Annotated in this window: 11 protein-coding genes; 2 read left to right on the plus strand and 9 right to left on the minus strand. The window is 44.1% G+C overall.

Annotation, left to right across the window (positions count from 1 at the left end; translation table 11 throughout):
- The first annotated feature begins 163 nt into the window (after nt 1–163).
- Complete coding sequence (locus LKD42_RS00455; protein WP_005338443.1) at nt 164–541, plus strand: plasmid mobilization protein; 378 nt, start codon at nt 164–166, stop codon at nt 539–541.
- Nucleotides 528–2,174 carry a relaxase/mobilization nuclease domain-containing protein gene (locus tag LKD42_RS00460; protein WP_144094952.1) on the plus strand — a complete coding sequence of 549 codons (1,647 nt, stop codon included), beginning with the start codon at nt 528–530 and terminating at the stop codon, nt 2,172–2,174. Before LKD42_RS00455 ends, LKD42_RS00460 begins: the two co-directional genes overlap by 14 nt.
- 49 nt (nt 2,175–2,223) lie before the next feature.
- Here LKD42_RS00460 and LKD42_RS00465 read toward each other — a convergent pair whose 3' ends face one another.
- From LKD42_RS00465 to LKD42_RS00510, 9 genes are all read right to left on the minus strand, one after another.
- Entirely contained in the window at nt 2,224–3,141 is a 918-nt protein-coding gene (locus LKD42_RS00465) for an Abi family protein (RefSeq protein ID WP_005338446.1), read from the minus strand.
- Nucleotides 3,142–3,290: 149 nt separating this feature from the next.
- On the minus strand, nt 3,291–4,205 hold the full coding sequence (locus tag LKD42_RS00470) for a YodL domain-containing protein (protein ID WP_144094950.1): 915 nt from the start codon (nt 4,203–4,205) through the stop codon (nt 3,291–3,293).
- Complete coding sequence (locus tag LKD42_RS00475; RefSeq protein WP_004613327.1) at nt 4,202–4,453, minus strand: transposon-transfer assisting family protein; 252 nt, start codon at nt 4,451–4,453, stop codon at nt 4,202–4,204. The genes LKD42_RS00470 and LKD42_RS00475 overlap by 4 nt, the downstream gene beginning before the upstream one ends.
- Nucleotides 4,450–9,810 (minus strand): DUF3849 domain-containing protein, encoded by a 5,361-nt coding sequence (locus tag LKD42_RS00480; RefSeq protein ID WP_227567350.1) that lies wholly within the window; start codon nt 9,808–9,810, stop codon nt 4,450–4,452. Before LKD42_RS00480 ends, LKD42_RS00475 begins: the two co-directional genes overlap by 4 nt.
- A gap of 53 nt (nt 9,811–9,863) precedes the next feature.
- A complete protein-coding gene (locus LKD42_RS15290) occupies nt 9,864–18,026 on the minus strand; it encodes a DEAD/DEAH box helicase family protein (protein WP_331464728.1) in 8,163 nt (2,720 codons plus the stop codon).
- A gap of 18 nt (nt 18,027–18,044) precedes the next feature.
- Entirely contained in the window at nt 18,045–20,135 is a 2,091-nt protein-coding gene (locus tag LKD42_RS00495) for a DNA topoisomerase 3 (protein WP_223474006.1), read from the minus strand.
- Between the two features lie 90 nt (nt 20,136–20,225).
- Nucleotides 20,226–20,909, minus strand: coding sequence for a CD1107 family mobile element protein (locus tag LKD42_RS00500; RefSeq protein ID WP_005338474.1), 684 nt, complete (start codon nt 20,907–20,909; stop codon nt 20,226–20,228).
- Nucleotides 20,899–21,237 (minus strand): DUF4315 family protein, encoded by a 339-nt coding sequence (locus LKD42_RS00505; RefSeq protein WP_005338476.1) that lies wholly within the window; start codon nt 21,235–21,237, stop codon nt 20,899–20,901. Before LKD42_RS00505 ends, LKD42_RS00500 begins: the two co-directional genes overlap by 11 nt.
- Before the next feature lie 17 nt (nt 21,238–21,254).
- On the minus strand, nt 21,255–23,726 hold the full coding sequence (locus tag LKD42_RS00510) for a C40 family peptidase (protein WP_227567349.1): 2,472 nt from the start codon (nt 23,724–23,726) through the stop codon (nt 21,255–21,257).
- Nucleotides 23,727–23,754: the final 28 nt, after the last annotated feature.

Here is a 23,754-nt window from a genome sequence, read left to right on the forward strand (position 1 = left end):
GGGATTTCGTTTCCCCATACCCTCGCCCACAATCACAGATATGTGTATTGGTTTCCATTTACATGGTCACAGTGCGATAATTTTTCATCACTCACTTTCCCAGCAGGCTACGAAATTTGGATTTTCTTATGAAACCACTACCACGTAAGAAAGGAAGTTATCAATGACAAGACCTAAGAAAGAGGAAACTCTTGCAAAAACTAAAGATGTGCATTTACGCATGAATGAAACTGAATATGATCTTCTTGCAGAAAGAGCCAAGGCTAACCGCATGACGGTTTCTGATTTTGTCCGAAGTGCCCTGGACAACCAGAAAGTCATCATCAAATACGAAATTACCGCAGATGTCCCCGAAATAAAAAAACTTATTAGCGAGTTTGGTAAGATTGGCAGCAACTTAAATCAGATTGCCCGGTATTTTAACCAGGGTGGAATTATCTCCACTGAAATGAAAAATGAAATCAGAAAGTCCCTTCGGGATATTTATGAAATGAAGTATGAAGTGATGAAAATGGCAGGTGATTTCCGTGGCAGTAATTAAACATATCGCAAGCAAAAACTCTGACTATGGAGAATCGGAACGGTATCTTATCTTCCAACACAACGAGTATACCCGAAAACCGATTCTTGATGAAGAAGGGCATATGATATTGAGAGAAGAATGTTATCTGGACGGTCTGAACTGTGATCCATTCACTTTTGCATCGGAATGTCAGGAACTGAACAGCTACTACCACAAGAACAAAAACTTCAATGAGATAAAATCCCATCACTATATCATTAGCTTCGACCCGAAAGACAGAGATGAATGTGGATTGACCGGTGAACGTGCCCAGCAACTCGGATTGACTTTTGCAAAGAAAAACTTTCCTGGTCATCAGGCTTTAGTCTGCACTCATACCGATGGTCATAACGAAAGTGGAAATATCCATGTACACATCGTAATCAACAGTCTCCGTAAATATGACATACCACAAGAACCCTATATGGAATTTGACTGTGAAGCAAAAGCCGGATACAAGCACCATCTAAGCACAGCATACCTTATCCATTTAAAACAGGAAGTTATGGATATGTGTAAAAAAGAAGGACTACATCAGGTTGATCTGCTCACTCCTGCTGAAAGAAAAATCACAGAAAAAGAATATTGGGCACAACGCCGGGGACAGGAAAAACTCGATAAGTTAAATCAGAAAATGAAAGAAGATGGAATCACTCCAAAGGGAACTCGTTACCAGACAGAGAAACAATTTCTTCGTGACGCTATTGATGATGCTGCAAGTACCGCCCGATCACCAGAAGAATTTTCAAAAATCCTTGATGAAAAATATCACATTATCTTCAAAATCAGTCGAAACCGGTACAGCTATCTTCACCCTGGCAGAAAAAAATATATCACTGGAAGAAATCTTGGAACCAGATACACAGAAGATTTTCTCTTGAAAACATTTGAGGAAAACACAAAATCCCATAAAGAACAGAAAGAAGAAATTCTGGAACAGCAAACTCCGAATACTTCCACAGATTCGCCAACTGTTCCTTTCTCCGATACTTCTGCTATCCCTGCACCATTCATTTTCATAAAATCAGATCTCCGGCTTGTCATAGATCTGCAAACCTGTATTAAAGCACAGCAGAGCGAAGCCTATGCTCAAAAAGTAAAGCTCACCAATTTAAAGCAGATGGCTCAGACTGTTGCCTACATACAGGAACATGGCTATGATTCTCTTGATGATTTCCATGCAACACTCGATCAAGCATCAGACCAGACCAGTGCTTCCAGAAAATCTTTAAAAGATACTGAACAGCAACTTAAAGATATGAATGAGCAGATTCATTTTACCGGACAATATCTGGCATATAAAAATGTGTACGCAGATTATCGCAAAAGCCGAAACAAGGAGAAATTTTATGAAGAACACCAGGCAGAACTTTCCCTGTATGACACAGCTCTCCGAACACTCAAAGAAAAATCTGGCGGGAATAAATTGCCTTCCATGAAAGCTCTATATGCTGAAAAGGACCGGCTTGTTGAATTGAGGAATAGACAGCGTGAAGATTTTTTTAATCACCGGGATTATGAACGGGAACTTCGCACTGTGTCTGCTAATATTGATATGATTCTTAAGAAGAATTACGAGCAACTACATGATAGAAAAGAGCCAAATTTATAGAGACACATTAAAAGGGACAGATTGTTCCTCTGTCCCTAAAAATATATCTCTATTTTTCTAACTGCTCATACCAATCTTCTGGAAACCCTATATGTCTCAATGATATATCATTCTCATATTCTTCTACAATAGCTTTTAATTCTATCAAGACTTTGTTGATCCATTCTTTTTTATTTGGATATAATAATTTTAATACAAGTATTTGTGAAAACAATTTTCTGTTTGGTGACATTTCTAATTCCCTTGGCATTTTGGGTAATGCGGGAAATGACCAATAATACAGCCTTGAATAATGTGCACAACGGTTTCTTAAATCAGTGATGCAACGTAACCAGCTTTTTAAACAGGCCACTGATGTACCATATAATTCTTTTGCTAAATATTTCTGGTCACCAGACTGCAAATCCGCATAAAAGTAGGACAACATTCCCATTGAAAAAAATTCAACAATAACCCATATAGGAAAATTTCCGCCATACTTTTCTTTATGGTGCTGAACTACTGATGTACTTTTATTTTCCTCTATACATACATTTAACAGTTTCACGAACTTTTCATGATTGTGCCTGTCATTGTAAATAGCCCCATCCATATATCCTAAAGCCCCATGAACATGTCCACTGTAATAGGCTAATTGCGTTCTTAAATATAATTCAACTTTTTCTATATAATTAAATAATACACCACGCAATCTACTGTCAAATTCATAGATTCTTTGAATTCTGTGAAAGTTTATATTTGAAAAATACGTCCCATCCTTTTTTCTAAACGGAAGGAAATAAGCAGATAATCTATAATAATTCGCCTGTTTTAAAAATCCGATACATTCTGTATCATTATCTATAATAAAACCCTTTTCTTTAATAATTTCGACTTGTTGAGCAAAGGTTTTCGGTTGTTTCATTACCTGTACAGTTGCTTCATTATTTTGCAACTTTTCATTTTTAGTTTCACTTGTATTCACCATTATTTCTCCAAAAATAAAAATGTCTCCCCATGGGACACATCACTTGCGTGAGAGGTGCGGGGAGTCCTGTTAGTGTTATGATATGATATTTGAGAGAAAAAATCAACCATTTTTTATATATTGCCCTCAAAAATTCCGGCAAGACTTTTTTACTTCTTCTTCCTTTCCATCTCTTCTTCCATCGCCTTCTGTTGCTGTGGCTGTCCTTTCCCTTGACTGGCTATCTTCTTCTGATGATTTCGGAGCCGTTTAAGTACCGATCTCCGTGGAGCGTTCTTATCCTTTTTCTTTGGAGTGTTATTCATCAGTCCGTCAATCATATTATAGTTGGCTTCTTCTGCCATCTCTGCACTGCGAAGATATTCTCCATTATCCATAACCTTCTGCCAGTTTGCCAGCTCTGGTTTCTTCTTTTGTGTTTCTCCAGATTGTGTCTGTCCGGTCTGGGCTTGTGCCTGCATTTCCTGTTGTTTTTGCTGTGCCTGCTCTGCCTGTTGCTGCATGAAATTCTGGATGTTCCGTCTGGCTTCTTCATCAAAGCCGTTGTAACAGTCATTCATAACTACGGTACCTTCTTCACTGAGAATCACATAGGCTGCTCTTGTCCCATACTCCTCATGTTCCATCAGAAACCATTTCTTTTCGTTCATCAGGATATAATCCTGTGCAAGCCATGTCCCTTTCTTTCCTTCGATTTCGTACCCGATCGTATCAATGGAAAGTCTGGTATCGGAAGAACTTTTGATTGTGAGAAATTCCGGAATGATGATAAAACCATCTTTGTTGACATAGTAAGCTGTGGTTTTTCCATCATCGGTAATGATGATCACATCGCTGCAACCGATGGAATGACCTTTGAAGTTCTTCGGTCGTTGCTTCTGTAAACGGAGTTTAATATCAGCCGGAGTTTCCCCCGGCTGGATTCTTCCAATGTACACCTGCTGATAGTTTTCTATCTGGACTGTTCTTCCTTCGCTTTTCAGTTTCTCGTAAGAACGGAAACGCACATCCCGGTACTCTGGGGTATCTTTTACCTGATATACTGCACACTGACTTGTACTCATTCTTCGTCCTCCTCTTCCAGTTCCATTTTATATTCTTCCAGATCCATAAGAAAAACTTCATATCCTTCATCGCTCATACAGAACAGTTTTCTTATGGTATTGCAGACAAGCCCGATCATATCTGCATCGCCTTTCAGAAAAGGAATGATATGATCGATTGCCTCCATCGTGTCATTTCTGTTTCCTTTATCAAACATTGCTGTTACTAAACATTCATCCGCATCAAAGTTCATCGCCAAATCCATCATAATTCCACTTCTCCCTTCTTATGTGTCTTGGATTTCTCCGTTGTCTTATTCTGCTCCTGTGCTTTTGCCCTTGCCTGAAAATCTTTTAAAGACTGCAGCACAGATTTCTTCACTTCACCTTTTGCTCTGCTTGCAGGTTCTGCCTTTTGTGGCTGGCTCCGATTTACAGATACCGGTTCCTGCTCTGCCCTTCTGTCTGCCGCAACCGCAGAAGGTTTCTGTCCACTTCCTATTACTGTTTCTGTCGTATATTCCGTTTCCTTTACCCTTCCATGCTTTTCATCCAGATACTTTTCCATGTCTGCGATTGCTTTCTGCACCAGAGGGCTTTCTTTATAGTGTGGAATCATATCTATCAGATCACGCCGTATCCGGTCTGCACTCATCAACTCATATTCTCCGGAATAATTTTCATCACCATCTTGCAGATCAAATCCGATTCCTTTAATCCCATGCAGTCTCTCTGCTGGGATACTCTCATATATTTTAATGGCTTCTTCTAAAGTGAGGTTGTTATGGTACTCTCCCATGACCGGAAACTCCATGCACTCTGCGACATAAAAACTGATCGTGGCTTCTGGCTGTTCCTGCTCCGGCTGTTTGTCAAAAATAGAAAATCGCTCTGTATCTTCCAGACGGGAAAGTAAAGAACGGGCAGTTATAACATCGCTGTCTATATCGGATTCCTCGGATACCTCAAGCAGCCAGTCCTTGATAGTTTCTGTTTTCTTATTCAAAATATCCTCCGTGAGTTTTTCCACCTGTTCTTCTCTATTTTCAACTGTATCGTTATACTCATAGGTATCAACGTCATAGCTAAAATTATCCAGGTCCACAGCGAGCTTTTTAATCTCCTGCTGGTCAAGATATTTTTCGGATTCTTTTATATACTCTGCCAGAGTGATTCGCTCCTCTGCAATCGGGTTAATATCCACCTTAATTCCTGCCATCGCTATACCAGATTCATTTAAGGCATTGAAAAAGCTATCTTCTCGAATATCACCTTTATAGGAAAGAACCACATCAAGGTCAGAATCTTCCCGGTAGAGGTCTTGTCTGCTTCTGGAACCATACACTCTTGCAGCAAGCAGCTCTACCTCCTGTTCCATTCCCATATCTTCTAATACTGCCTGTGCATGATACAGGACACCTCTTTCAACTTCTGCCCTGCTCAAGCTATTTAATGCCAGTTCATTTCTTCCAATCTCAGAAGTCGCACGAAGTTCCCCCTCCTGCAATAAATCCTTAGAGTGCTGGATCGTCATTTCTTCAAATTCTTTATAATCCACTTTGACACATTCCAGGTCATCCATTCTTTCACTTTTAAGGATTTCATAAGCAGCTTCCTGAATGGATGCGTCTGGATTATCGTAATCACCACTCTGGATTTCATGCAGATCAGAGTCATAAAAAATAAACGAATATCCTTCTTCTGTTGCCTGTATGGTCAGATACCCTTTACTCCTGATAAACTGCATTGCGATTCCTTCATAGGTTTGCATTGCTTCTTCCCTGCGAAATCCTTCAAAAATACTTGCTGGGCAGTTTTTTTCTAATTGTATCCGCTGCATCTGTTCTTCCTGAACTTCTTCCACATCTGCCATCAGTTCTTCATAATCCACTACTTTTGCGTCTTCCAATGAGTACCCTTTATCTTCCAAAATATCACTGGCAGCTTCATCTACATAAATTGTCGGATTGTCATAGATTCCTCCATCATCCTCCTGATAATCTTCATTGTAAAATGTATAATCATAGCCATCTTCAGCAGTCTGGATTGTAAAGTATTGTTTTCCAATCTGATATGCAATCTGTACCTCATTCCAGTCCAGCATATTTTCCATTTTATTTACCGCTTCATATATTTCCGGATTCAGCCACCCTCCGATCTGTTCATATGCATGGGTCAGCTGATCTATTCCGTTTTCACATCGGATAAAATCCATGCTTTCCTGCATTGTTTCCGTATTCTGGATACCAAGCACTTTTTCCTGATGATTTGGCAGGCGTAAATATTCCTGCATCGCTTCATCCAGTGATTCATACCGGTTTACTTTTACTACACCCTCTGCATTTACATCTTCCATCACATAAAAATTATCAACGTAATGAATCTCTGGCATTTTCAACTTTATGCCTTCTGGCAGCTGCACCTCACTGACTGCATGGAAATTAAACCGGACATCCGTTCCAGATTCATTTTTTCCTGCCATCGTTTCTTCCCAGGTATCTTTCTGTACTGCCTGTATTTCTTCGATTGTAAGTGTCTGTCCACTCCGCAGGGTTACAACAGAATCTTTCGGGAATTCCGTCAAGTCATAAAGTGTTGTTCCATTTTCCTGCAAATATTCTGATACAGCTTCTAACGCTCCTGCATCAAACCCATTCCATAAATCCTCCGCTACAAGCTGTCCATTTTCTGCTACGATAATCCCTGCCACATCGGAGCCAAATTCATCATGTTCCATTAAGAAGAACTTCTCCCCCGCATATTCCTTTTCATCAACCGTATGCCATGTCCCGTTATGTCCTTCTGCTTCATATCCTCTTGTCTCTGCCGTGATTGTCACTTCGTTTTCTCCTATCGCCTGTTCTATCCTCTGCATCCGGATCTCAGCTCTTGCCATGTCGATAAACCCATCTAAAACTGCCGGGTGGCTTTCGATCACATAATCCAGGTTCAGATTTCTACCCCGGCTGACATTTTCCGGGACTTCGATATGCTCCGCCCAGTCTTTGTTCTGTCTGGAAAATCTTCCATCATGGGAAAGTTCACGGATGGTATTTGCCATAACAAAATTCATACGTTCTTCCCCGAAGCGTTCCACGACTTCTTTTGCCGCATCCTGCTTTAAGTGCAGCCCGTCAAAATTCTCCCGGATGGCTTCTTCGATTGCTTTCTTACAGTCCAGGTTTAACTTTCTGGAATCCAGATAAGCATCCACATCCCGTTCTCCCATTGCCTGTTCCAATGTTCCTTTATAAACTGGCGGATATGCCCTGACGGAATTATGTTCCAGCATGTTCATTCTCTGCTGGACAAACTCCGGAAGTTCCTGAAATCCAAAAGAATCTACATAATAGGCTGTGATCTCTGCACCCCTGTTTATCACGATCACATCACTTACCGATAAGGAATGGCCACGGAAATCTTCCGGTCGGTCAATGTTAAAGCGTTCAAATATATTGTCTAACGTGATCGTTGGCATCCACGGTGCTGCATAAACCATCCTGTAATCCTTTCCGTCAATGGTATAGCCCAGACTCTTTGCGGATTCCATTCCCATAAACTGATAAGTATGCTCATCTCCGGTATCCATCTGATAAATGGCAAACCTTCTGCTTTCTCCATGCAGAAGAAGTGTCTCATCAATCTTTTCTGCACTCTGCTGTACCAGTGCTTCCTGTTTTGTAGCAGATATTTCTCTCTCTTTCTGCACTTCCCATTCTGTTTCTGTGATTCCAAAGATACCGTCATATCCAAGGATCTCACTTTCCGTCTCCACAAGCATCTGTTCTGCCCGTTGTGGATTCTCTGGATTTCCGTGTAAGATATAAATTTCTGCCCCTCCACGGTACAGTTCATATGCCCGGTCTTTCGTAAGCGGGAGCATATGGTCTAACTGAATTCCTGCCTCGTGCATTTCCGTAAAACCGATCATGCCATCCGGGAAATTGTCAATCTGTGCCTGTGTTTCATTCATAAGGCTTCTCGTATATTCACTTCCCGGTCTGCGGATTGCGGTCATCATACGGTTCACCAGTCCAAGCACTTCGTCTTTGTCATCCATCTTATATGCAAAATTCACAATAAGATTTCTCTGGGAATCTGTGAAATTTCCTGTATTTGCAGCTTCTGCCGTTTCAATCAGACGGTGAGCATACTGCATGGCTGTTTCTTCTACAATCTCCGGTTCTTTCACTGGGAAGTTTGCCCTTGCTGCCTGGATTACTTCATACACTAGCTTTGAACCGGCTTCATCGTAAGATTCCCTCATGTCCCATACCAGGTCATTCAGTCTTTCCACCCGTCCGGGGAAAGTTTCTGCATATTCATTTACAAATGCCTTTTCTTCTTCTGAAAAAATATTTCTTGGAAACTCTGCTTTATGCACCAACATCTCTGCCTGCTCTTTCGGAGAAAGGTCAGAAAAATAAGTAACGCCTGTGTCAGCATCATATTCCACATCATAAAAATCAATCGGATAGTTCTCTCCGTGCCCACTGCTGTCATAGAGTGGTGTGACGGCAGCACCTTTTTCTTCCAGAAAACTTTCCAGTGGTTTCTCATTTTCCTCTATCTCACCACTTTCCAGAAGGCGGACGTATTCACCCACATTCTGTTCTAACTGTTCCCTGCTCATATTTTCGATCAGATCATAAGTAAACTCGGAACCCATGCTGCCCGAAAGATGCAGAATCAAATCTTCCTTATGGAAGGTATCCCGGATTGGTCTTTCCATTTCCAACTCGTACATCTGTGCCTCGATATTCTCAATGATCTCTGCCGATGTTTTTCGGATGGTATCCATAGATGCTTTCAACGCCTTCATATCCCTGCTCTCGCACCAGCTGGCGATATAGGTAAACGAATATTCTGAAGTATCCAGACCAAAATGGTTGCAGACAATATAAGCAATACTTTCTGCTTCCACTTCCTTTGTTGTCTGGTCTTTTAAGACTCCTTCCGCATCCATTACTTCCCGGTCATGCAGCAATGCGTGGCTCACCTCATGGACTCCGGTTTTCATCGTCTGTACATTACTCATATCTTCCTTTATCGCAATATATTTTTCTGTCTGGTGATAATAGCCTTTTGCATCCCCTTCCACATTCATCATACGGATCGGCACAGGAGAAATATTCTGCAATGCCTGCATGAACGTATCATAAAACTGTACACTTCCGGTAAGCTCCGGCACCTCCAGTTCTGCGATCGGTTCCCCCTCTGTCTGGCTGACATCAAACACTGTCGTTACACGGAATCTCGGTATCACCATCTCCACGATCTCTGTTTCCGGCTGTCCATCATCCCCGATCACAGGCTCTTTTGTTACCGGGTCGATCTTTTCAATCTCCTGTTTCTCCCGTATCGGTGCTGGTGCGATGATCTGGATTCCTTTCTCTCCACGTTTTACATGACGGTTAAATTTCTTCTGCCATGCATGATACCCGGCCACCAGTGTTGCTTCCGGTTTCTGCATGGTGATCAGCAGCGTGTTATTAAAGCTGTAATTGTGGAACTTTGACATGGTATTCAGATATTCGGTATATCTCTCCGAAGTAAAGATTTCTTTTACTCCCTGCTCCAGCCGTTCCGATATTTCTTTTAACTGTTTTTCTATATTATTTGCCATAAACAAACCCTCCATTTTATGTCCCGCCAGAGAAAACTCTGACGGGACATCTTTTATAACTCCTGTTCGTGTTTTTTCTTTGCAGCTTTCTGTGTAACGGTCGGTTCCGCTGTATTCTGCTGTGCCTTCTCCTGTTTTAAGCGTTCCAGAATAGACGGCTTATGGATTCTGTCTGCTGTTTCCGGAAGTTCTTTTTCTTCTACGGCATCCCTGCTGTCTGTGCTGCTTCCTTCTCTGCCAATATCCTCATCTGCCATAATCGTCTCATTACCCTTTTCATCCATGTTCAGCAGGGCATTTAACTCGGATAATCGTTCCATCTTTTCATTCAGCTCTGCTTCTTTCGGGAATGGCTTCTTTACCTCTTCCTGTGCAGTAGCAAGCTGCTGTTGTACAGTTTCCAATTTCTGCTCACTTTCCGTCAGCTTCCTGTCGATAGAAGAAAGGGTGTTATGGATACGCTGCATATTTCCTACCGGGTCTTTTCCAATCTCCAGCTTATAAGAGCATTTTCCTTTGATCGTCAGTTCAAACGCATTGGAAAACATATTGTAGGAAGCAGATAACGTAAACCCATGATATTCCCCAACTTTTCCGCCGGTGCTGACGGTTTTTAACCCTGCACAGGCGGCAATCAACGCTTCGCCTGCTTCTTTCTTATCTTCATAAAGAACATTCCCTACCGTCATGGCAAACGTGTCATTATCCTGTAAATCCACGCTTTTTACTACCTGCGAATCCACCTGCATCCCGGCAATCCGCTCTTTCAATGCACTGATCTGTACCGGGAAATTCTTTGCAATATCGGATTCCAGACGGTAAATCTGACTGGTATGGTTTGCCTTTAAGAGTTTCAGCTTACTCACCTGCACATCCAGATCCATTTTTTCTTTAATGTACGGATTGCCTGTGGCAAGTGCCTTTATTTCCGCATAGGACAGTGCCGTATCATCCACATCTTCACAAGCCCTGACTGGTGATTTACTGGTCATGATCTGGCTGATGAACTTCTGCTTATTCTCCAAAATCTGCCACATATACGCATCAAAAGTGTTCTCCGTCACATACCGGAATATCTTTACTTTGTCATTCTGGTTTCCCTGTCTTAAAATACGTCCTTCCTGCTGTTCCAGATCAGACGGCTTCCACGGACAGTCAAGGTGATGGAGGGCAATGAGCCTGTCCTGTACGTTGGTACCAGCACCGAGTTTTGGAGTGGAACCCATAAGGATTCTCACCTGCCCGGCCCGTACCTTTGCAAACAAATCTGCTTTCTTTGTCTCCGTGTTGTATTCATGGATAAACGCAATCTCTTCTTTCGGGATTCCCCTGGCAACCAGTTTGTTTCGGACATCATCATATACATTGAAAGTCCCATCCCCTTTTGGAGTAGACAAGTCACAGAAGATCAGCTGTGTTGTCCGATCTGCTTTTCCCTCGTCCCATACCTGAAAAGCATTTTCCACACAGGTATTGACCTTGCTTTTTTCTGCATCCGGAAGGAGTTCATTTAATAGCCTCTGATCCAATGCACATTTTCTTCCGTCATTGGTAATCTTGAGCATGTTGTCCACCGTTGGATTCACAAGACCGGCTCTTACTTCTTCCGCACGTTCCGAAAAGGCACTGACCATTTCCTGCTGTTCTTCACTTGGTTTTAAGACTTCATTGATAAACTCTGCTTCCGGTACAGGAAGATTCAGCATATCCGATGTCTGAATATCCGCAGCTTCCTTAAAAATGGAGATCAGCTCTGGAAGATTAAAAAAACGGGCAAACCGTGTTTTCGCACGATAGCCCGTTCCTTCCGGTGATAATTCGATTGCGGTTACTGTCTCCCCAAACGTTGCCGCCCAGGAATCAAAGTGTCCCATACCCATACGCATGAGTGTGTCATACTGGAGATAACGCATGATAGTGTAAAGCTCGGTCATACTATTTGATACAGGAGTACCTGTAGCAAAGGTGATTCCTCTGCCGCCTGTCAGTTCATCCATATACCGGCATTTCATAAACATATCCGAACTTTTCTGTGCATCCGTCTGTGAGATACCCGCCACATTCCGCATTTTTGTATACAAAAAAAGGTTCTTAAAACTATGGCTCTCATCCACAAACAGCCGGTCTACACCCAACTGCTCAAAAGTTACCACATCATCCTTTCTGGTCTGGTCATTGAGTTTCTTCATCCTCGCCTGCAGACTCTTCTTTGTTTTTTCCAACTGCTTGATGGTATAATTCTGCCCTGCCTGATGTGCCGCTTCTTCAATGGAAAACGTAATATCTGCGATCTGATCTTCCAGCATGGCAATCTGCCGTTCTCTTGAAAGAGGGATTTTCTCAAACTGCGTATGGCCGATGATCACGGCATCATAATCCCCTGTCGCAATACGGGAACAGAACCGTTTTCGGTTTGCCGGCTCAAAGTCTTTCTTCGTTGCCACCAGGATATTTGCTCCCGGATAGAGACGTAGGAAATCACTGCCCCACTGCTCGGTCAGATGGTTTGGCACAACATAAAGATTCTTTTGTGAGAGTCCCAGCCGTTTTGATTCCATACCGGCTGCGATCATCTGGAACGTCTTTCCTGCTCCTACGCAATGAGCCAATAACGTATTATTTCCATACAGCACATGAGCCACTGCGTTTTTCTGATGCGGCATCAAGGTGATCTCCGGGTTCATGCCGACAAACTGAATATGGCTTCCATCATATTCCCGTGGACGGATGCTGTTAAATCGTTCATTATAAATTTTACAGAGATCTTCCCGTCGGTGCAGGTCTTTAAATATCCACTCCTTAAATTCCTCTTTGATCAGCTCCTGCTTCTGCTGTGCCAGCATCGTTTCCTTCCGATTTAATTCCCGGTGTTCCCCATCGGCATCCTGTACCGTGTCATAAATCTTGGTATCTCTAAGGTTTAAGGCATCTTCCAAAAGGCGGTAGGCATTGGCTCTCTGTGTTCCATATGTGGAAGTAACAAGGGCATTTCCGTAGCTGTCCACATTTTTTCCCATAACATTCCACTGTCCGGTCACTTCGGCATACTGGACTTTGACCTTGCTCCCTACATAATATCTTGGTGTATGGAATGTTTCTGCCATGAACCGTGTAATGTAATCCTCGGAGATCCAGGTTGCCCCAAGTCTTGCTTCAATCTCTGATGCATCCAGATCTTTTGGCTGTACCTGCTCCAAATACTGCACATTCACCTGATATTCCGGGTGATCTTCTGCAAACTGTTTTGCGATCTGCAGTTTCTCCCTCACATTTCCAGAAAGATATTCATCCGACGGCTCCCATTTTTCACTGATCGGATTCTTAAAGATCACCCCTGCCAGTTCTTCGGTAAGCTCTGCTTCTGTTTTCCCGGAAAGCTGTGCCATATAGGAAAGTTCAACACCTGCCCTCTCACCAATGGAAACAGCAAGTGCTTCACTGGCAGTATCCACAGAAGTCACCGTTTCTGCCCGGCGGATCGTCCTTTTGGTAAAAATATCCGCTTTCCGTTTCAGTTCTCCCTTATCATCCAGAAATTCCAGAGAAGTCAAAAGACAATAGCTGCTGTCCTGACTAAATGCCCGCTTATTGGCATTGCTGCTGATAAGACCATATTTTGCTGTAAAGGTATCGTATTCTTCATTGAGTTTTCCCTGCAGCTTTGTGATCTGTTCATCGCTTCCCTCTTCCATCTGGCACTGGATCAGTTCATTCGTAATATCACGAATCTTCACCATCCCTTTGACACGTTCCGCTGTCATTGCCGGAAGCTCCATGCGGTTCATCACAGAGTTTTCCCGGTAATAAACTTCATCATCTACCACAGTAAAACTAAAATTCTTTACCTCCGGGTCTGCCGGGATAGAGACAACCTCCTCCTCCAGCTCTGTATCCGAAAGTTCCAGTTCCGTGATCGTACCATGGATATTCCTAATCGCTTCTTTTAACTGTTCTTCTAAGGTAATGCCTTCTTTTGGTTTTACGGTCACTTCCTGCTTTCCGTACTGGGTACTTTCTGTAGTAAAATCACCAAGCACCATTTCCGGATGCTCTGCAAAATAAGCATTAACCGAATAGCCTTCCGGTATTTCCTTTAGATTTAACCATTCCGGTTCCTCAATGGATGCCCTGTCCCTTTTCTGGAAAAACAAAATATCAGAAACAACACTGGTATTGGCATTTCTCTGAAACGCATTATTCGGTAATCGGATAGCTCCAAGCAGTTCTGCCCGGTTTGCGATATACTGTCTCACTGCCGGATTCTGCTTATCCAGCGTTCCACTGGAAGTTACCACAGCAACTACGCCGCCCGGACGGATCAGATCAAGGGATTTTGCAATAAAATAATCATGGATCATAAAATGCTGCCGGTCATATCTTCGGTCACTGACCTGATACGCTCCAAACGGAACATTGCCTATCACACAGTCGAAAAAGCTGTCCGGATAACTGGTTTCCTCAAATCCCTGCACGGCAATCTTATTTTTCTGGTAAAGCTGTTTTGCGATCCTTCCCGAAACCGGGTCGAGTTCTACACCGTACATATTGGCTTTGCTCATACTCTCAGGGATTAGTCCCATAAAGTTACCGACACCACAGGACGGTTCCAAAATATTTCCCTGTTTCAGTCCCATATTTTCCAGTACTTCATACATACTTCGGATCACGGTTGGGGACGTATAAAAAGCATTTAAGGTCGATGCCCTTGCTGCACTGTATTCTTCTGGTGATAAGGTATTCTTTAACTCCAGATACTCATTCGCCCAGCTGCTGTTATTTTCCTCAAATGCCTGTGGGATACCACCCCAGCCAACATAACGGGATAAGATTTCCTGTTCTTCGGGTGTTGCCAGACGTTCTTCTTTCTCCAAAGTCTGTAACAAATGGATGGCTTCCATATTTGCCTTATACTTTGCCTTCGGACCGCCTGCCCCAAGGTCATTATCCTGAATCCGAAAATTATGCGGTTCTGTTACAATCTTTTCTACTTCCGGTTTTAAATATGGCTGGAATTCTCCCTCATATCCAAACAGTTCATTTTCTCCGGGAATATAATTGCGTCCGGTTTCCAGACACCGGAACACATCGGCAGTCGGTGCATTGCTGACTGCATAAAAATCATCATACGAATACTTTGGGAAATCTTCTGTATGGTAGGTTGATAAATGCAGTTCTGTATTGGAACGGGTCTGTGCAACCAGATCTTTTCCTTCTATTCCTTCCGGCAATACCCCTACTGCTTCAAAATGATACCCCTGATACTCAAAAACACCTTCATCCCAGGACTCCGCCAATTCTTCTGCTGTTTTAGCTGTTACCTCTTCTTCTGGTTCTTTCTGTTCCTGTCCCTCAGAAGTTTCTATTATTTCCTGCTCCTGACTCTCTGAAATAGATTCTTCAGCAGTAACCTCTTCCTCTTCTATTTCCTCTACATCTGACATATCTACTACGGTCGGTTCTGTCACTGCCTTCGTATCTAAGAAATCAAACATGGTCATCTGGTGCCCGGATGGTTCCACAAAAGACGGTTCTGCTTCCAGTGTCGGGAAAATCGTATAGGTTCCTTCTGCATACTGGTGAAGTTCTGAAAGAAGTTCTGTTTTCTGCTGGTAGTTTGTCCCATATGCCTCAAAATCTAATGGCAGAACTGCCAATGCTGCATCCATCTTCTGTAACAGTTCTTCTGCCTGCTCTGGATTCTCTAAAACTGCCACCATTTCTTTTCCTGGTTTTTCCCAGAAGAAATCATCCGTAAATGGTCTGTCTATCTCTTCCGGAAGACGGTCATAAAAGCGGAGTACCTTGTTTGCCATCTGTTCCCGTTCATATTCCGACATACGAGCATAATCTTCTGCCTGCAGGAACTGGTCATTCTTTATCAGATAAGCTACTCTATTTGCAACTTTATTCCAAGATAATAAAACTGATGTATATGGATTTCCATAAGCACCTCTTGCAAGAAACAATCCTTTTCCATCATAATTTGCGTGTGAATCATCGGCACCAGACAGTGCATGACTGCTTCCACCGATCCCATACTGTTCCTTGATAAAACCTGTCCTCGATCTTTCATCCTCATGCAGCAGATAAAAGGAATATGTCCTGAGTCTGCCTTCGGAATACGCCCCACCTCTGACAAGAAATGCGTCGATCTCGTCTTGTGTAATGAACATCTGCTGTTCTTTCCATGCAAATCCCTCTCTTGCCTGGTATGGGATCACTTCATCTGCAAACTTCTGGAACTGTCTGGAGATATTGACCGGATTATAATGATGGAAACGCATAATGGAATGATTTTCCTCATAGGCTTCTGCCAGTGCATCCAGTCTTTCATTCAGTTCCGAAAGCCACTGGGGATCTTCCAATTTTTCTTCCAGATAATCTGTGATCTCCGGATAGATACTGCGAAGATGTGGTAAGTCCTCTTCGTCAAAAACAATCTCCGCTACTCCTTCTGCCATATCCCCTTTCATATAGGCAAGAGCCTGGGCGTGTTCTTTTACTGCATTACTTCTTGCCGCATCCAATACAGACTGTGGTGCATATTCTCCCTGATTTAAAAGCTGATGGATACGTCTGCTGACATCTTTCCAGGATAAAAAGGCTTTATCCAGAATCTGGTCTGCCACCGTATGCCCGACTGCGATCTGCATCCCAGTTTCATCAAACCAGACGGAATACTCCCTTCCATCCATCTGAAAACCTTTGCCGCCTTTTCTATACTCACGCTTTACAAACTCCGTGTATTCTCCCGGTGACTGTTCACTCATAAAGTTATAGATGATACGCAGCTGGCTTCCTGTCCGGTTTCCTCCCGTCCTTAAAATATCATCCACAACACTTTCCGGAATAGGAATCTCCCCGGCATAAAAAGCAGCTACTCTTTCACCAATCTGCCTTTTCTGTTCATTTGCTATAGGATATTCGGGCAAAGATAAAGCAGAGGCAATTTCTTCCTCTGCTTTGCTCAGTCCATCTTCTCTTGTATCTTCAACTAGCTGTATACCAATTCCGTCAAGATGCTCTCTTCCGCTGTTGCCATCAGTGCGTTCATATGTGCTGTCCAGGCCATCGGGTCTGCTTCCTTGTCCGGTGCCGGATGGTTCTTCAGCAGTTTCTCCATCTGGCTGTCCATCCTCTCCTGTGCTGCCTTCTCGATCTCTGCCAGATGGCTGTTCAGCTTTCCTGTCAGGAACAGGCTCTGATACAGGCTGTTCTTGTGTTCCTTCAGGAATGTCCTCCGAAGCATCCCGTATTTCCCTATTGTCACTTCTTCCTCCTCTACGGTCAGGTTCGGAAACAGGTAATCCCCCTTGCGATGATATGTCAGTTCCATAGTCGGTTCCTCCTTCATTCTCGATATTTTCTTCTTTGTTGTTTTCTACGCCCTTATTTTCACGCATTAACGTGTTAAAGTTATTATAATTCCTTTCATTGGAAATTTCAACCTCTTTTCTGGCTTCTTCCAGAGAAATTTTATGTACCGTCCTTCCAATGTCAATCAGAACACTCTCACTGATCTGGCTTGCTGCATTTCCAAGAAAGGTCAGTACAGACAGCCGGTTATAATCGGTAATATGCATAAAATCCTCTTCTTCCAGAAGCTCCATCGGTTCCAGACCACACCGTCTGCAAAGCATGTAATATACACTGTCCGTTGCAAGCTGGCGGAAATCACTGCGGACCGTAACTTCATCCAGATCTTCCAGATACGTTCCTTCCGCTGCATATTCCAAGCCGTCCAGATATTCTTCCAGACTGTCTGCGACCATTTCCCTTGCAACCGCCATCAACGCATCCGATAAAGTCCCTGTATCTTTTTCTTCCAGACCATACGCTTCTGCCAGATGGGTAAGAATCTCTTCCTGCTGATGTTCCTGCATCTGCCACAGGTAAGGGCTTCTTCCGCCTGCCACCATGTGCGTATCTGAAATATCAAACACATACCGGAGTCTGGTATTATGACCATTCTCGTCAAGCAGGGCGATTCCCCTAGCTCCCCGGTTTACCCAGCGGAACATCTTCTCATTCCACAGTTCCAGGGACGCACAGGCGGTTGCCTGTGGATGCTGTGCGTGGATCAGTAACTGGTCTGTAAAAGGATACCGGTATAGTCTCGCTGCGGTATCCATATAACCCATCCAGTCCCTTGGCGAACTGCTCACCGATGTCGCATGTTCCTGTGCCAGTTCCCGGATGTCCTGTAATTTCGACATACTGCCTACCTCCTTGCCTTATTTCTTCTTTGGAAATTCCAGATGGAACCTTGGCTTTCCGTCCTCCAGTGTCAGTAAAAGGTCTGCGTCAAACTTTATATCTTTTTTTCTGGAATACAGCCCTTTTACATGGGTGCAGGCTTTATCAAGAAGCTCCACTGCCATCTTTTTATCCAGTGTTTTCTCCATGCTTCCTAAGAAACGGTTTTCTTTCCAAAGGGCAAAATCACACTGCCTGTTGGAGCAGTAAAAATTCTGCTTTCCTTCGTAGACATCAGAGCCGCAGACCGGACACTTACCAATCACTTCCCTTGCTTTCTGGAACCTTCTCCTTTCCGTTTCCGGTATTTCCCTGCACACAGAAAGAATCTTACCGACTAAAGAAGTGATCTCACCCATAAACTGTGTATCGGTGATCTGCCCTTTTTCCATCATTAAAAGCTGATTTTCCCATTCGGCAGTCATTGCGGCAGATTTCAGATAAGCCGGCATGACATTCACCAGTTCCCTGCCCTCTGTGCTTGGCAAGATCTGCTTTCCTTTTCTGACTGCATAGCCGGAAGAAACCAGTTTTTCAATGATACCTGCCCTGGTTGCCGGAGTCCCCAGTCCTTTCTTCTCTGTCTCCGAATCAAAGTCTTTATTCCCTGCGGTTTCCATAGCGGCAAGGAGGGTATCTTCATTGAATGGTTTTGGCGGGGAAGTAAAATGCACTGTCTTTTCTGCCTTTACCGGAGAAAGCGTCATTCCTTCTTCATATCCATATGGAATGGAAGTTTCTTTTTCCGTTTCTTCTTCCGGCTTGGCTTTCACGCACTGGTTCTTAAAGGCATTCCCCGCCGCTTTAAATCCCATCTGCACCGGCACTTTTCCTCTGGCGGTAAAATCATGTCCCTGACATTTGACCGTAATATCCGTCTGCTCATACTGATACTCTTCCCCTGTTGCCTGCACCAGCTGCTGGCAGACCAGCATCATCAGGTTCTTTTTGTCCGCTGTCAGATCAGAGATTCCTTTTTCTACGGCTTCTTTTGTTGGAAGAATCGCATGATGGTCGGATACTTTTGCATTGTTAATCACTCTGGTGATGTTATGTCCCAGCTGTCCATAATCCAAGAACGGAAGTAAGACTGGCATTTTCCCTACCAGTTCCTCTACGGTATCCCTCATATCCTCCGTCACGAACTGGCTGTCCGTTCTTGGATAAGTGACCAGCTTTTCTTCATATAATTCCTGCAGCATATCCAGTGTTTTCTTTGCCGTATAGCCAAAGTAACGGTTTGCTTCCCTTTGCAGACTGGTCAAATCATAAAGTTTGGGAGGAAACGCTTTCTTTTGTTCCCTCTTTACCTGTGTAATCACTGCTTCCGAATCCATACATAAGGAAGCAAGGAGATCGGCTGCTTCCTCATTTGCAATATTTTCAGAAACTACCGTAAGCCTTCCGTCTGTCAGTGCTACTTTATAAAAGGCTTCTTTCTGAAAATGCTCAATCTTATCCTGACGTTCCGCAAGCATGGCAAGCGTTGGCGTCTGCACCCTGCCCACAACCAGACGTTTAAAATAACAGGTCGTATATGCCCTGGTTCCGTTCATGCCGATCAGCCAGTCTGCCTGTGCCCTGCATACCGCAGCCATGCAAATATTCCGGTATTCCTCTGCTCCTTTCATTGTCTGAAAACCTGTCCGGATTGCCGTATCTTCCATGGAACTGATCCATAAACGCTTCACCGGTTTCCTGCATCCGGCAAGGTCATACACTCTCTGGAAGATCAGTTCCCCTTCCCTTCCTGCATCACAGCCATTTACCAGATAGTCCACATCTGCCCGGTTCATCAGGCTTTTTAACACATCAAACTGTTTCTTCTTATCTCTGGAAACTTTCAACTTCCAGACCTGCGGGAGAATCGGAAGGTCATCAAACTGCCATTTCCCATATTTCGGGTCATATTCCTCCGGCTGTGCATACTCTGCCAGATGCCCAAGGCACCAGCTGACAATACAGCTCTCCCCTTCTAAATATCCGTCCTCTTTTTTATAAGCTGACAGATTTTTGGCATAACTCTGTGCCACACTTGGTTTCTCTGCGATCACTAAAAATTTTGACATACGCTTTTTTTGTCCTTTCTGAAAAAAGGGCAGCCAAACTGCTCTGGCTGCCCCTGTCCTTATTTTGGTTGCTTCTTTGGAGATGGAAGTTTATTCTTCTTCCTCATCCTCTTCTTCATTTACATACGGTCCGTCAGAGAACTCCAGCTGTTCGCTTACATAGTCATCCTCTTTGCCACGTCCATGCTTTTTATAAACGGCGATACCTGCCACTCCAAGAATCGCTGCAAGTACGATTGCTCCAAGTCCTTTTACATTCATTCCTGTCTTTTCTTCTTTCTTCACTCCGGTTTCCTCCTCTGCTACCGGGGTAGTTTCCGGTGTGGTTTCCGGGATCACTACGGTTGATTCTTCGGTTTCTTTGCTCTTTTCTGTCTCATCCAGAAATTCTGCCAGGTCATTCTCATCGACCAGGGACATCATATATACATTTTCTGTATTGCTGGAACGGTCAATGACCATGTAAAATGTATTTCCCTTCTTGGTCTGGATGGTAAGGAACTGTTTCGTATCATCATTTTCCTTATCATCCACCAGCTGGGCATTTCCCGGAGTAGAAAAAGCAGAATTATCCCCTTCCCCGGTGACCCTTCCGGTATCCTCTTTCTTCTCCGTATCTTCTGTTGATTCTGTTGCCGTTTCTTCTACTACCTGTGTCGTTGTCTCCTCTGCCGGTGGGTTTGCATTTGCATAAACCGTAGCAATGGATGTCCCGGAGATCATGGTGACTGCCATGGCAATCATAAGCAGTTTCTTTAGCACTTTATTCCTCATCGTCTAAAACCTCTCTTTCTGTCATCTGACCAACAGGTGGTCTGTGAACTTCTGCGTTGTTTTCCTTTTTCTGCGGAGCTTTTGCATCCTCCACCGTGATACCACCGTCCTCATCCATCTGGATCGTAACGGTTCCTTTCTGAATCCCGTCAAGCAGGACAAGCAGGCTGCGGCTGTCCAGCTTCATGGAACGGAACGACTTAACGATCTCTATATCTTCCATCTGCTGTCTCAATGTATTCTGTCGCTTCAGGTGTTCCTGTAATTCAGCAATCTTATCCTCCGTTTTCTGAATATCATTCAGAAGTTTTTTTAATTTCATGTTCATCTGCCCTGTCACCTCCTTTAATGCAGACGACCAAACGCCATAAAATGTTCCTGCCAGTAAGCACTTGCAATGCTGGTATACTGGACAGGCTTGCCACAGTGGATCATCATGTTATTGCCGACATAGATTCCCACATGGCTTGCTCCCGGTGTGTCATAGGTTCCCTGGAAGAAGATCAGATCTCCCGGCTTTGCCTCCGATAGAGATACCTGCGAACAGTGTGACCGCAGCTCATCTGCAGTACATCTTCCGACATTCCATCCATTTCCACAGTTATTGATAACCCAGCTCACAAAACCGGAACAGTCAAAACCACTTGGGGAATAACCGCCCCATACATATGGAACACCCAGATATTTTTCTGCTTCCTGTATCATTTTTGCAAACTGTGGATCAGATAAAGCATCTGCCGGTATGTCATAACCAAATCCACTGCTTCCGGTGGGTATGCTGTTTAGATCAAACAGATAATCACGGTTGCCGTAATATTTGTTATACGCATCGTAGCGTTCCTGTTCTTCCTCTGTCATACGGCTCCTTAACACGGCATCCAGGCTGTGGTTTGTCATCGTCACATCCAGACGGTTCACCTCTTTTGTAGTCGTGACCTGCACTTCCTGGTTTCCATTGCTGTCTGCTATGTAGGCTTCCCATGTCTGGTGTCCATGTGCGGATGCCGCCGCATGATTGTCATAGTAAACATCGAACTGTACCCCATATCTTGCGAACGCTCCGGTATCTTCTACTACATATTCCACACCGTTCATGACTACATGGGTCCCGATCGGCACAAATGGATTCGCCGCATCCACGGCAATCGTATGGTTTGCTGTCGGCATTGCCCCACTGGCTGTCGGTCCGCCACTCCACTGGCCACAGCAGATCGGGCAGTTACAGTACCCACTTGTCACAACCAGTCCCAAGGACTCCCCTACCCGGACAGTCTTGGTTTCTGTAACTGTTTCTCTGGTAGAGTCTGTGGTGATTCCATACTGCTGTCGGAAGATATCCTTAATCTCCTCTGCCACTTCATCGTAAGTGAAGCCGCCGTATTTTACCGTAAGATAAGAGGTCAACTGATATGGGTTATGACCGATCTCATCAATCTGGTACCGGTATTCGTCATAATCCGGATGAGTGGATTCCATCTGATTGATCTGTGTATTCAGTGCTTCTTCCAAGGCACGGTACGCATTTTCAGCGGCATAAATATCTTCATCCGTACTGGAATAGCTGGTAGAGATGATTGCTGAAGAAGCTCCCTGCAAAGATGCCGTACAGCTGGTAAAACTGGCTGCGATCAGCACAAAGATCAGAGCAAAGACAGCTACCGTGGCAAAAATCCCCCGGTTCTGTGCCGCCACCATCTTGACGGCATCTTTCGCTTTTTCCGTAAACTTCTGTGCGGAAGTGATCGCTGCATCCTTTACTTTTTTACTCTGTCTGGCTGCCTGATACTGCTTCTGGTAACGCTTCTTCTGAAAGAGTTTCTGCAGGGCAGATTTCTTTTTCTTCTCTGCTTCTCTTTTCACTGCGTCCTTCGCTTCATTTCCATAGGCAGTCTCAAATATCAGCCTGCTCCTTTCTGCTTCATCCAGGACGCTTTCTTTTAATCTCCGGGATTCTTCCCTTCGCCCTTTCAGCCGTTCCCGCATGTAGATGGATTTCCTTGCAAGGCTTTCCCCGACAAGCTCTGCCCGGTGTGCCCCTTCCACTGCCGCATTTTCATCCTCTTCTTCGTGCGTTTTCCAGTGTGCTGCTGTGACTGCCGCATCTTTGACTGCCGATGCCGGATTCCGGATACCGATCCCGGCACCATGTACCATGCCGTCACCCTCATCACCAAAAGACAGACGGGAAACTTTTTTCCGCTGTTCCTTCAGCACCCGTTCCCTTTTGGACTTGCCTTTGATCTCCTCGTGGAACTTATCCAGGGAATCTTCCATCACTTCGGAAGTTTCCCGGTAACGGGCAGATTCTCTTTTGGCTGCTTTTTCTTCTCTGGAAGTCTCCTTTTCCTTCCTTCTTTCCTTTGCAGCATAATCCCTGACCATCTTTTTCTTCCGAAGATCCCGGCTGTCTGCAACTGTCTCCAGATATGCCCGTTCCCCTCTTGGCTGTCCACGGATACTCTCTGTACGAAAGGCAGATTTGGGGTTCTCGCTGCTATCGTCTGTAAGCCCCTCTTCTACATCCGCATCAGTTGCTATATCTTGTTCATCATCCAATATATCTGCATGTTCCCTACTATATCTGGGTTTTCTGGAACTCTGCTCCGGCTGTTCCATCTCCCGTTCTTCTTTCAGCCGTTCATGTCTGCGTTTACTAAAATCCAGTTCCTCTTTCTTCTCACTGCGGGAAATCTCGGTATCCGTATCCCGCCCGGTGATCCTTTTTTCTTCCTTGTTCCGGAGGTTTTCTTCCCGCAGTCCATCCCGGCTCATTTTCTGGACGGTTTTATCTCTCGCCTTATACTCATGCTCCTGCAACTTTGACCATCCCCTTTACTGCTTTGTC

This window comes from Hominisplanchenecus faecis, from assembly GCF_020687205.1.
GTDB lineage: Bacteria > Bacillota > Clostridia > Lachnospirales > Lachnospiraceae > Hominisplanchenecus > Hominisplanchenecus faecis.

What these genes read in the sequence shown, in the direction of transcription:
- LKD42_RS00455 (WP_005338443.1), top strand. Translation starts at nt 164, where the DNA reads ATGACAAGACCTAAGAAAGAGGAAACTCTTGCAAAAACTAAAGATGTG.
- LKD42_RS00465 (WP_005338446.1), bottom strand. Translation starts at nt 3,141, where the DNA reads ATGGTGAATACAAGTGAAACTAAAAATGAAAAGTTGCAAAATAATGAA.
- LKD42_RS00470 (WP_144094950.1), bottom strand. Translation starts at nt 4,205, where the DNA reads ATGAGTACAAGTCAGTGTGCAGTATATCAGGTAAAAGATACCCCAGAG.
- LKD42_RS00475 (WP_004613327.1), bottom strand. Translation starts at nt 4,453, where the DNA reads ATGATGGATTTGGCGATGAACTTTGATGCGGATGAATGTTTAGTAACA.
- LKD42_RS00480 (WP_227567350.1), bottom strand. Translation starts at nt 9,810, where the DNA reads ATGGCAAATAATATAGAAAAACAGTTAAAAGAAATATCGGAACGGCTG.
- LKD42_RS15290 (WP_331464728.1), bottom strand. Translation starts at nt 18,026, where the DNA reads ATGTCGAAATTACAGGACATCCGGGAACTGGCACAGGAACATGCGACA.
- LKD42_RS00495 (WP_223474006.1), bottom strand. Translation starts at nt 20,135, where the DNA reads ATGTCAAAATTTTTAGTGATCGCAGAGAAACCAAGTGTGGCACAGAGT.
- LKD42_RS00500 (WP_005338474.1), bottom strand. Translation starts at nt 20,909, where the DNA reads ATGAGGAATAAAGTGCTAAAGAAACTGCTTATGATTGCCATGGCAGTC.
- LKD42_RS00505 (WP_005338476.1), bottom strand. Translation starts at nt 21,237, where the DNA reads ATGAACATGAAATTAAAAAAACTTCTGAATGATATTCAGAAAACGGAG.